The following is an 11,138-nucleotide window of genomic DNA, read 5'->3' on the forward strand; positions in this document are numbered from 1 at the left end:
CATGAACCAGAACTCCACCACCCCTGCCACCGAGTGGTGGCGCCACGCGGTGATCTACCAGGTCTACCCGCGCAGCTTCGCCGACGGCAACGGCGACGGGATGGGCGACCTGGCCGGCATCCGCGACCGGCTGCCGTACCTCAGGGACCTGGGCGTCGACGCCGTCTGGCTCAGCCCCTTCTACGCCTCGCCGCAGGCCGACGCCGGGTACGACGTGGCCGACTACCGGGCCATCGACCCGATGTTCGGCGACCTGACGGACGCCGAGGCACTGCTCCGCGACGCCCGGGAGCTGGGCCTGCGCACCATCGTCGACGTGGTGCCCAACCACTGCTCGGACCAGCACGAATGGTTCAAGCGCGCGGTGGCCGAGGGGCCGGGCTCGACCCTGCGCGAGCGCTTCCACTTCCGCAAGGGCCGTGGCGAGAACGGCGAGGAGCCCCCCAACGACTGGGAGTCCATCTTCGGCGGCCCCGCCTGGACCCGGCTCCCGGACGGCGAGTGGTACCTCCACCTCTTCGCCCCCCAGCAGCCCGACTTCAACTGGGAACACCCCGCCGTCCAGGACGAGTTCCGCTCCATCCTGCGCTTCTGGCTCGACCTGGGCGTCGACGGCTTCCGGGTGGACGTCGCGCACGGCCTGGTCAAGGCGGCGGGTCTGCCGGACATGGGCCACGCCGAACAGCTCAAGCTGCTCGGCAACCAGGAACTGCCCTTCTTCGACCAGGACGGCGTGCACGCGATCTACCGCTCCTGGCGGAAGGTCCTCGACGAGTACGCGGGGGAGCGCATAGCGGTTGCCGAGGCGTGGACGCCCAGCGCCGACCGCACCGCCCTCTACCTGCGCCCCGACGAGCTGCACCAGGCGTTCAACTTCCACTACCTGAACGCCGGCTGGGACGCGGCCGAGCTGCGCGAGGTCATCGACTCCTCGCTGGACGCCATGCGCCCGGTGAGCGCGCCCACGACCTGGGTGCTCTCCAACCACGACGTCGTACGCCACCGCACCCGGCTCGGCGGCGGCCTGCCCCGCGCCCGCGCCGCCGCGCTGCTGATGCTCGCGCTGCCCGGCTCCGCGTACGTCTACCAGGGCGAGGAGCTGGGCCTGCCGGAGGTCACGGACCTGCCCGACGAGGTCCGCCAGGACCCCTCCTTCTTCAAGGAGAACGGGCAGGAGGGGCTGCGGGACGGCTGCCGCGTGCCGCTGCCGTGGTCCGGTACGGAGGCGCCGTACGGCTTCGGGACCGGCGGCAGCTGGCTGCCGCAGCCCGCCGAGTGGGCGTCCCTGAGCGTCGCGGCGCAGAGCGGCGACCAGGACTCCACGCTGGAGCTGTACCGCACGGCGCTCGCCGTCCGCCGGGAGCACCCCGGGCTCGGCGCGGGCGACGTAGTGGAGTGGCAGCCGGCGCCCGAGGGCGTGCTCCACTTCCGCCGCGCGGGCGGCTTCACCTGCGCGGTGAACACCACGGCGGAGACCGTGCGGCTGACCGTCCCCGGACGGCCGCTCCTGTCCAGCGGAGCCCTGCCCCAGGAGCTCCCGGGCCGGCCCGGCACCTACGAACTGGCCGCGGACACGGCCGTGTGGTGGACCGCGTGACGCTGCCCCCCAGGCTCGCCGACATCGCCGCGCAGGCCGATGTCAGCGAGGCCACCGTGAGCCGGGTGCTCAACGGGAGGACCGGGGTGGCCGGTGCCACCCGGCAGCGGGTGCTGGCCGCACTGGACGTGCTCGGTTACGAGCGTCCGGTGCGGCTGCGGCGGCGCAGCGCGGGGCTGGTCGGGCTGGTCATCCCGGAGCTGACCAACCCGATCTTCCCGGCGTTCGCGCAGATCATCGAGCAAGCCCTGGCCGGGCACGGCTACACGCCCGTGCTCTGCACGCAGATGCCGGGCGGCGCGACCGAGGACGAGCTGGTCGAGCAGTTAGAGGCGCGGGGCGTCACCGGGATCGTGTTCCTCTCCGGGCTGCACGCGGACACCGGTGCCGACCCGGCCCGCTACACCCGCCTCACCGCGCGCGGGGTGCCGTACGTCCTGATCAACGGCTACAACGCGGACATCCACGCCTCGTTCGTCTCGCCCGACGACCGGGCGGCCGCCCGGATGGCCGTCACCCACCTCGCCGCGCTGGGGCACACCCGCATCGGGCTGGCCGTCGGCCCGTCCCGGTACGTGCCGTCCCGGCGCAAGGCGGAGGGGTTCACCGCGGCCATGGAGGAGCTGTTCGGCCTGGCACAGGCCGAGGCCGAACAGCTCGTGCAGCACACGCTGTTCAGCGTCGAGGGCGGGCATGCCGCGGCCGCCGCGCTGCTGGACGCGGGCTGTACGGGGGTGGTGTGCGGCAGCGATCTGATGGCGCTGGGCGTCGTACGGGCCGCCCGGCAGCGCGGCCTCGCCGTGCCGGGGCAGCTGTCGGTGGTCGGCTTCGACGACTCGCAGCTGATCGCGTTCGCCGACCCGCCGCTGACCACCGTGCGGCAGCCGGTGCAGGCGATGGCGACCGCGGCGGTCGGCGCGCTGATCGAGGAGATCCAGGGGAACCCCGTACAGCGCACGGAGTTCGTCTTCCAGCCGGAACTGGTGGTGCGGGGGTCGACGGGGCCGGTGCCCGGGGGACCGGTCCGGCCGGCCGGGCGCGTGAGGCCCCCCGCGTAACGGGTGGCCCCCGGCCGGCCGGACCGGGGTGCTGCCCGCTGAAGTTAACACCGTTGCAATGCCTTGCGAAAGGTCTTGCAACAACGGACTGCGGCGGATAGAACAACAACAGCCTTACGGGCATGGCGCGTTGCCGGGCAAGGCTGTCGTCTCCCCCTCAGGAGGAACCATGCCCCCTCTCAGACCCCTGGCCCGCGGCTGTGCGGCAGCCGCCCTCGCGCTCACCGCTGCGGCCCTCGGCACTCCCGCCGAGGCCGCGCCGCCCGGCACCAAGGACGTCACCGCCGAACTCTTCGAGTGGCGGTACGACTCGGTCGCCCGGGAGTGCAAGGGCACCCTCGGCCCGGCCGGATACGGCTACGTCGAGGTCTCGCCCGCCACCGAGCACATCCAGGGCAGCCAGTGGTGGACCTCGTACCAGCCGGTCAGCTACAAGATCGCCGGCCGGCTCGGCGACCGCACCGCCTTCAAGAACATGATCGACGCCTGTCACGCGGCCGGTGTGAAGGTCGTCGCGGACGCCGTCATCAACCACATGTCGGCCGGGTCCGGCACCGGCACCGGCGGCTCCTCGTACTCCAAGTACACCTACCCCGGCATCTACCAGCCGCAGGACATGGACGACTGCACCGCGCAGATCAGCAACTACCGGGACCGCTTCAACGTCCAGCACTGCGAGCTGGTGGGCCTGGCCGACCTGGACACCGGAGAGCCCTACGTCCGCTCCCGCATCGCGCAGTACCTCAATGACCTGCTCTCGCTCGGCGTGGACGGCTTCCGTATCGACGCCGCCAAGCACATGCCCGCCGAGGATCTGGCCGCCATCAAGGGCCGGTTGAGCAACCCGGGCGTGTACTGGAAGCAGGAGGCCATCCACGGTGAGGGCGAGGCCGTCTCGCCGAGCGAGTACCTCGGCAACGGGGACGTGCAGGAATTCCGCTACGGCCGCGACCTCAAGCGCGTCTTCCAGAACGAAAAGCTCGCGTACCTGAAGAACTTCGGCGAGGGCTGGGGTTACATGGCGAGCGGCAAGTCCGGCGTCTTCGTCGACAACTGGGACACCGAGCGCAACGGCTCCACGCTCAGCTACAAGAACGGCGCGGACTACACCCTCGCCAACGTCTTCATGCTGGCCTGGCCGTACGGCTCCCCGGACGTCCACTCCGGCTATGAATTCACCGACCACGACGCCGGGCCGCCCAACGGGGGCACGGTCAACGCCTGCTGGCAGGACGGCTGGAAGTGCCAGCACAAGTGGCCCGAGATCAAGGCCATGGTGGCCTTCCGCAACACCGCGCACGGGACCGCCGTCACCCACTGGTGGGACAACGGCAACAACGCCATCGCCTTCGGGCGCGGGGACAAGGCGTACGCCGCGATCAACCATGAGGGATCGAGCCTGAGCCGCACGTTCCAGAGCGCGCTGCCCGCCGGGAACTACTGCGACGTGCAGAGCGGGCGGACCGTCACGGTCGACGGGTCGGGGCGGTTCACCGCCACCCTCGCCCCGAACACCGCCCTCGCGCTGCACACCGGCGCCCGCACCTGCGGCTGAACATCCTGAAGGAGATCACCTCCGTGACCGGCACCCTCCGCCGAACCGTCACCGCGCTCGCCGCGGCGCTCTGCGCCGCGGCGGCCGCCGCCCTGCCCGGCGCCGCGCCCGCGCAGGCGGCCCCGCCGCCCTACCCCGCCAAGGCCGAGGCCCAGTGGATCGACCGGGACACCGTCGTCTGGAAGGGCGCGCCCGACCCGGCCGGCGGCACCCTCCAGCTCGAATCCGGCCCCGACGGCGACCGGCGGCTGCGCCTCGCCCCCGGTGCCCTGACCCCCGACGAGCGCGCCGAGTACCCGCATCTGAAGGACTTCCCGGCCTTCACCGTCGACCCGCGCGACCGGGCGCAGGCCGCCACCGCGCTGCGCGACCGGCTCGTCGCCACCCGCCGGGCCGCCGACGGCACCCTGCGCGAGGCCACCGGCGTCCAGATACCCGGCGTGCTGGACGACCTGTACGGCGCGGAAGCCTCCCGCGCCCGGCTCGGCCCGGTCTTCGACCGCGGCCGCCCCACCCTCTCCGTCTGGGCACCCACCGCGCGCACCGTCGCCCTCGAACTGGACGGCCGTACCGTGCCGATGACCCGCGACGACCGGACCGGGGTGTGGTCGGCGCGCGGAGAGCGCAACTGGACGGGCAAGCCGTACCGCTACGCCGTCACGGTTTTCGCGCCCGCCGCCGGGCGGACCGTCACCAACAAGGTCACCGACCCCTACGCCACCGGGCTCACCGCGGACTCCGAGCGCAGCCTCGTCACCGACCTCGCCGACCCCCGCCTCGCACCCCGGGGCTGGGACCGGCTGAAGAAGCCCGCCGCCGTACCGCTGCGCGACGCCCGTATCCAGGAGCTGCACGTCCGCGACTTCTCGGTCGCGGACCGCACCTCCCGGCACCCCGGGAAGTACCTCGCCTTCACCGACCGCGGCTCCGACGGCATGCGGCACCTGCGCAGCCTCGCCCGCGCCGGCACCAGCCACGTCCACCTGCTGCCCGCCTTCGACTTCGGGTCCGTCCCCGAGCGCCGCGACCGGCGGACCGAACCGGACTGCGACCTCGCGTCCTACCCGCCGGACTCCGAGAAACAGCAGGAGTGCGTCGCGAAGACCGCCGCCAAGGACGCGTACAACTGGGGCTACGACCCGGTGCACTACACCGTCCCCGAGGGCAGCTACGCCTCCGACCCGGACGGCACGGCGCGCACCGTGGAGTTCCGCCGCATGGTCCAGGGCCTGAACGGCGCCGGGCTGCGCGCCGTCATGGACGTCGTCTACAACCACACCCTCGCGAGCGGCCAGGACCCCCGTTCCGTACTGGACCGCATCGTCCCCGGCTACTACCACCGGCTGCTGGACGACGGCACCGTCGCCACCTCCACCTGCTGCGCCAACACCGCGCCCGAGCACACCATGATGGGCAAGCTCGTCGTCGACTCGCTCGTGACCTGGGCGAAGCAGTACAAGGTCGACGGCTTCCGGTTCGACCTGATGGGGCATCACCCCAAGGCCAACATCGTCGCCGTGCGCCAGGCCCTGGACGCCCTCACGCCCGCGAAGGACGGCGTGGACGGCAAAGCGATCGTCCTCTACGGCGAGGGCTGGAACTTCGGCGAGGTCGCCAACGACGCGCGCTTCGTCCAGGCCACCCAGAAGAACATGGCCGGGACCGGCATCGCCACCTTCGACGACCGCGCCCGCGACGCGGTACGCGGCGGCGGCCCCTTCGACGCCGACCCGCGCGTCCAGGGCTTCGCCTCCGGCCTGTTCACCGACCCCAACGACTCGCCCGCCAACGGAAACCGGGACGAGCAGAAGGCCCGGCTGCTGCACTACCAGGACCTCATCAAGGTCGGGCTGACCGGCGGCCTCGCCGACTACACGTTCACCGACAGCAAGGGCCGCCGCGTCAAGGGCTCGCAGGTCGACTACAACGGCGCGCCCGCCGGCTACGCGGCGGCCCCCGGCGACGCCCTCGCCTACGCCGACGCGCACGACAACGAGACCCTCTACGACGCGCTCGCCTACAAGCTCCCGCAGCGCACGAAGCCCGCCGACCGCGCCCGTATGCAGGTCCTCGCGCTGGCCACCGCCACCCTCTCCCAGGGACCGGCGCTCTCCCAGGCCGGCACCGACCTGCTCCGTTCCAAGTCGCTGGACCGCAACTCCTACGACAGCGGCGACTGGTTCAACGTGCTGCACTGGAACTGCGCCGACGGCAACGGCTTCGGGCGCGGCCTGCCGCCCGCCGCCGACAACAAGGACAAGTGGCCGTACGCGCGGCCGCTGCTCGCCGACCCCGCGCTGCGCCCCGGCTGCGCAGAGATCACCGGCACCTCGGCCGCGTACCGGGACCTCACCCGCATCCGCGCCACCGAGCCGGACTTCGGCCTGGCCACCACCGAGCAGGTGCAGCGGGCGCTGTCCTTCCCGCTGTCCGGCCGCGACGAGACGCCCGGCGTGGTCACCATGCGGCTCGGCCGGCTGGTCGTGGTCCTCAACGCCACGCCGGAGCGGCAGGCACAGACCGTACGGGACGTGGCCGGGCAGCCGTACGCGCTGCACCCGGTCCAGGCCCGCGGCGCCGACCCGGTCGTACGGACCTCGTCCTACGAGAAGGGCGCCGGGACCTTCACCGTCCCGGGCCGTACGGTCGCGGTCTTCACCCGCGGCTGACCCGGCGACCGGCCCGGCCCTCTCAGCAGCCGCCGCTCGTCCGTTTCCGCGGCCCGCACGCCGTGGAAACGGACGGCATCTGGGACTGGACGCCCGGCTGGCACAGCATCAGCGCCAGGTCGTCCCGGAGCGGCGCCGCCGTGTGCGTCGTGAGGAGGGACTGCAGCGCTTCGACCGCGTCGTCCAGCGTGGGACGGGTCAGCGCCTCGCGGACCCGCTCGTCCAGCGGAAAGGGGTCACCGTCCGGATCCATCGCCTCGATGAGTCCGTCGGTGTAGAGCAGCAGCCGCTCGTTGGTGCCCAGCCGGACGCGCTGCGGACGCGGGGCCGGCTGCAGGCCGAGCGGCGGCTCCGGCTCGTCCGGGGCCAGCGGCTCCAGCCGCGTGCCGATCCGCAGCGGGGCCGGGTGGCCGCAGTTGACCAGCCGTACCTCGCCCGGCGCGAACTCGACCAGCACGGCCGTGACGAACCCCTCGGCGTCCAGCTCGGGCGCGAGCCGGGCGTCCAGCGTCCTGGTCAGCTGGACCAGGTCGGGCATGGTGAAGGCGTGTTCGCGGAAGCAGCCGATCGTGAGCGTCGCGAGCCGCGCCGCCTCCAGGTCGTGGCCGCGCACATCACCGATCAGTACCCGCGGACCGTACGGGGAGTTCGCCACGTTGAGCAGGTCGCCGCCTATGACGGCGTTTTCGATGGCCGGGCGGTAGCGGCCGGCGAGCAGGACACCGTTCAGCTCACCGGAAAGGGGCTGCAGGAGCGCCTGCTGGGCCGCGCGCGCGACCGCTGCCAGCGCGGCGCCGCGCGCGCCGCGCGCGTCGTGGTCGTCGTGGTCGTCGTGCGCGTGGAGCACCGGAGGCGTGGTGCGCGAGCGGCGCAGCGCGAATGCGCCGCAGGCCAGGCCGGTGAGGAGGCCGCAGCCGTACTCGAGCAGTGCGCCGATGAACTCCATCGCGGTCAACCCACGTCCCTCCCACGACCGGCGCTGGGACGGCCACTCTGGCACCGCCGCGGAGCCGCGCGGAAGCGGATGTCAGAAGCAGGTGGCAGACGATCGCCCGGCGACGGGAAGTGTCGGGTGGTGACGCGAAAACGATCGTTAACGGAGCCCAGTGGTCATGCGTCACTCGGTACCAGCGCGAAGAGCCGCGCCGCCAGCTCCGCGAACGGGCCGTCGATCGGCTCGGCCGCGAGGATCGCCCGCAGCGTCTCCGCCGTCTCCTCGTCGTACGCGGCGCTCACCGCCGCCAGCGCGGCGAAGTCGTGCACCAGCTGGCGCTCCAGCTCGGCACGCGGGATGCGCTTGCCGTCCAGCCACTGCAGCGCGGTGGACTCGGCGAGCGAGATCCAGGAGCGGATCACCAGCTCCATGCGCGGCGCCGGGGCGGCCAGGCCGAGGTGGGCGACGATCTGCTCGTACGCGGACTGCCGCACGCCGTTGATCATCGCGCTCGTGCGGCTGGACCCGACCGCCGGACCGCCGCGCATCAGCGCGGAGAAGCCGGGCCCGTGCTCGTCGACGAAGTCGAAGAAGCGGCCCATGACCCGCAGCAGGCGGGAGCCCAGCGGGCCTTCGCGCGGCTCGACGAAGCGCGCGGCCAGCTCGTCGGCGGCCCGGCCGAGCGCCGCTTCGTACAGGCTCTGCTTGCCGGGGAAATAGTGGTAGACCAGCGGCCGCGAGATGCCGGCGGCCTCGGCTATCTCATCGATGGACACATCCTCCGGGGCGCGGTGGCTGAACAGGCCCAGAGCCACGGAGATCAGTTGGTCACGGCGTTCCTCGACGCCCATCCTGCGGCGTACCCCGGTCGTCATGCGAACACCCTAACGACCGGGGTGCGGCAGCGGTATGCCACCGCCACCCGGCCCGCACCGCTTCAGCCCCGACGGAGAGCCCGCGTCACAGATCCAGCACCAGCCGCTCCCCGTGGCAGCGCGAGACGCAGATCAGCATCTGGTCGTGGCGCTCGGCGTCGGTCAGCAGCTCGTCGCGGTGGTCGATGTCGCCCTCGACCACCGTCTGCAGACAGGTACCGCAGAAGCCCTGCTCACAGCTGTACGGGAGGTTCGGCAGGGCCTGCTCGCGGACCGCGCGCAGGATGCTCTGGTCCCCGGCCACCGCGACCGTGCCGCCGGTGCGCCGCAGCTCCACCTCGAAGGCGCCGCCCGCCGTGCCGGCCACCGGCGCGAACGCCTCGGTGTGCAGCTCCAGCCCCTCGGGAAGCAGCTCCGCGACCGCGTCCATCAGGGGCTGCGGGCCGCAGCAGTACACGGCGGAGTGCGGCGGCGCGCCGGCGAGCGCGGCGGCCAGGTCCGGCCGGCCGTCCTCGTCCTCGGCGACGACGTTCACCCGGTCCCCGCCCGCCCCCGCCAGCTTCTCGATCTCGGCCAGGAACGGCATCGAGGCGCGCGACCGCCCGCAGTACAGCAGCCGCCACGGCACACCCTCGCGCTCGGCCTGGCGGACCATCGGCAGGATCGGCGTGATCCCGATGCCGCCCGCGATGAAGAGGTACGCGTGGCACTCCGCCAGCCGGAAGCGGTTGCGCGGCCCGCGCACCTCCACGACCGTGCCCTCGTGCAGCTGCTCGTGCACCTCGCGCGAGCCGCCCCGGCCGTCCTCGATGAGCCGGGTGGCGATCGTGTACGTACCGCCGTCGGCGACGTCACCGCAGAGCGAGTACTGGCGCACCGCACCCGAGGGCAGCACGAGGTCGATGTGCGCGCCCGGCTCCCAGCCCGGCAGCCGCTCGCCCTCCAGGCGCAGCCGTACGACGCCCTCGGCCTCCTCGGCGCGCTCGATGACCAGCAGTTCGCGGCGGCCGGGGCGCCCGGTCCCCGATATCGGCTCCTCCAGGGCCGGCATCGGCCACAGCGGGGACTTCTCGACCCGGCGGCGCAGGGCGCGGTTGACCAGCAGCGCCGCGCCGGTGGCCACGACGAGGGCGCGGACGCGGCGGGAGCGGAAGACGGCGGTCATGTCAGGCGGCTCCGGGAGAGGTGCGGGACTCCGCGGCGGTCGCGGCGGGGGAGGCGGCGAGATAGGCGGCGGCCTGCGTGGTGCTGCCGTACTGCGAGGGGTGGTACGTGCGGTGCAGGTACTGCGGGATCGTGCGGGCCACGGCCCCGGTGGTCGGCAGCACGCCCTGCCGCCCGGCCCGGAAGAACTCTTTGAAGGACGCTTTGCCGTCCAGCAGCGTCGGGTCGTTCGCCATGAAGAAGCGCACGCCGCGCTGCCACAGGAAGACCAGCGCGGCGAAGGCGGTGGCCCAGGTACGGGCGCGGCGCCGGTAGCCGCCGTCGAGGTGCATGAAGAGGTCGAAGGCGACGGAGCGGTGCTCGACCTCCTCGGCGCCGTGCCAGCGCAGCAGGTCCAGCATGGTGGCGTCGGCGCCCTTGGCGTCCAGCTCCTCGGCGTTGAGCACCCAGTCCCCGAGGAACGCCGTGTAGTGCTCGATCGCGGCGATCAGCGCGACCCGCTCCAGCAGCCACCAGTGGCGCGCGCGGCCCGGCGGCAGGGTGCGGTCGCCGAGCAGCTTCTCGAAGAACCAGTCGACCTGCGCGGTGTACGGCGTGGGGTCCAGGCCCTGCTTCTTGAGGTGCGGCAGCACGTCGTCGTGCGCCTGGGAGTGCATCGCCTCCTGGCCGATGAACCCGATGACGTCGGCGCGCAGCCGCTCGTCCCGGATGTACGGCAGCACCTGCTTGTAGACGTGCACGAACCAGCGCTCGCCGGCCGGCAGCAGCAGGTGCAGCACGTTGATCGTGTGCGTGGTGGACGGGTCGCCGGGGACCCAGTGCAGCGGGGTGTCGGCCCAGTCGAAAGCGACGTTGCGGGCCTTCAGCGGTATGTGTTCGGACGCGACCGGCTCGGGCCGCAACGGGGCCTTGTTAGACATGGCGTCAATGTACTGGGGGGTAAGGAGGGAGCGACAGACCCTTGCACGAGGTTTTCCGTGGAACGCCGACGGGGGTACGGGCGCGTGCCCGTACCCCCGTCGGCGTGGCCTCGTCCCGTGGCCCCGGCGCTCAGTGCAGCGCCGTGAGCCGGCCGCCGTCCGGCAGCCGGGCCGAGAGCCGGGCCCGCTCGCCCGCCTCGGCGCGCACCGCCAGCAGCCGGCCCTTCGCGCGGCCGGTCACCCCACCGCCCGCCGTCACCTTGCGCAGCTCCTCGCTGCCCGCCGCCACCAGCCACCAGTGCCCGGCCGCCGACTTCCACAGCACCCCGGCCAGCGCGTGCGGCGACCGCGGCCCGCAGGCCCGGA

At 72.9% G+C, this 11,138-nt stretch carries 7 protein-coding genes and 2 pseudogenes; 4 read left to right on the top strand and 5 right to left on the bottom strand.

Annotated features, from left to right (window positions below; genetic code table 11):
* The first annotated feature begins 1 nt into the window (after position 1).
* The 4 genes and pseudogenes from CCS38_RS18815 to pulA all read left to right on the top strand — a co-directional run bounded on the left by CCS38_RS18815 (position 2) and on the right by pulA (position 6,879).
* A complete protein-coding gene (locus CCS38_RS18815) occupies positions 2 to 1,597 on the top strand; it encodes a glycoside hydrolase family 13 protein (protein WP_223734454.1) in 1,596 nt (531 codons plus the stop codon).
* The gene (locus CCS38_RS18820; RefSeq protein ID WP_372457113.1) at positions 1,594 to 2,655 is read left to right on the top strand and encodes a LacI family DNA-binding transcriptional regulator; all 1,062 of its coding nucleotides are present in this window, start codon (positions 1,594 to 1,596) and stop codon (positions 2,653 to 2,655) included. The genes CCS38_RS18815 and CCS38_RS18820 overlap by 4 nt, the downstream gene beginning before the upstream one ends.
* Before the next feature lie 169 nt (positions 2,656 to 2,824).
* Positions 2,825 to 4,204 (top strand): annotated as a pseudogene (locus CCS38_RS18825) (alpha-amylase); the annotation flags it as partial.
* 29 nt (positions 4,205 to 4,233) lie between these two features.
* A complete protein-coding gene (gene pulA, locus CCS38_RS18830; RefSeq protein ID WP_223734457.1) occupies positions 4,234 to 6,879 on the top strand; it encodes a pullulanase-type alpha-1,6-glucosidase in 2,646 nt (881 codons plus the stop codon).
* Positions 6,880 to 6,901: 22 nt separating this feature from the next.
* Here the strand turns inward: pulA and CCS38_RS18835 are convergent, their stop codons facing one another.
* The 5 genes and pseudogenes from CCS38_RS18835 to CCS38_RS18855 form a co-directional block, all read right to left on the bottom strand.
* Positions 6,902 to 7,825, bottom strand: coding sequence for a PP2C family protein-serine/threonine phosphatase (locus CCS38_RS18835; RefSeq protein WP_223734464.1), 924 nt, complete (start codon positions 7,823 to 7,825; stop codon positions 6,902 to 6,904).
* 164 nt (positions 7,826 to 7,989) lie between these two features.
* Positions 7,990 to 8,688, bottom strand: coding sequence for a TetR/AcrR family transcriptional regulator (locus tag CCS38_RS18840; RefSeq protein WP_223734458.1), 699 nt, complete (start codon positions 8,686 to 8,688; stop codon positions 7,990 to 7,992).
* Positions 8,689 to 8,773: 85 nt separating this feature from the next.
* Complete coding sequence (locus CCS38_RS18845; protein ID WP_223734459.1) at positions 8,774 to 9,853, bottom strand: PDR/VanB family oxidoreductase; 1,080 nt, start codon at positions 9,851 to 9,853, stop codon at positions 8,774 to 8,776.
* Position 9,854: 1 nt separating this feature from the next.
* A complete protein-coding gene (locus tag CCS38_RS18850) occupies positions 9,855 to 10,772 on the bottom strand; it encodes a metal-dependent hydrolase (protein WP_223734460.1) in 918 nt (305 codons plus the stop codon).
* A gap of 130 nt (positions 10,773 to 10,902) precedes the next feature.
* A pseudogene (locus tag CCS38_RS18855) lies at positions 10,903 to 11,138 on the bottom strand (hypothetical protein); the annotation flags it as partial.

The organism is Streptomyces purpurogeneiscleroticus, from assembly GCF_020024005.1.
Lineage (GTDB): Bacteria > Actinomycetota > Actinomycetes > Streptomycetales > Streptomycetaceae > Streptomyces > Streptomyces purpurogeneiscleroticus.

Coding starts and splice junctions, on each gene's coding strand:
- CCS38_RS18815 (WP_223734454.1), top strand. CDS start 2: ATGAACCAGAACTCCACCACCCCTGCCACCGAGTGGTGGCGCCACGCG.
- CCS38_RS18850 (WP_223734460.1), bottom strand. CDS start 10,772: ATGTCTAACAAGGCCCCGTTGCGGCCCGAGCCGGTCGCGTCCGAACAC.
- CCS38_RS18845 (WP_223734459.1), bottom strand. CDS start 9,853: ATGACCGCCGTCTTCCGCTCCCGCCGCGTCCGCGCCCTCGTCGTGGCC.
- CCS38_RS18835 (WP_223734464.1), bottom strand. CDS start 7,825: ATGGAGTTCATCGGCGCACTGCTCGAGTACGGCTGCGGCCTCCTCACC.
- CCS38_RS18840 (WP_223734458.1), bottom strand. CDS start 8,688: ATGACGACCGGGGTACGCCGCAGGATGGGCGTCGAGGAACGCCGTGAC.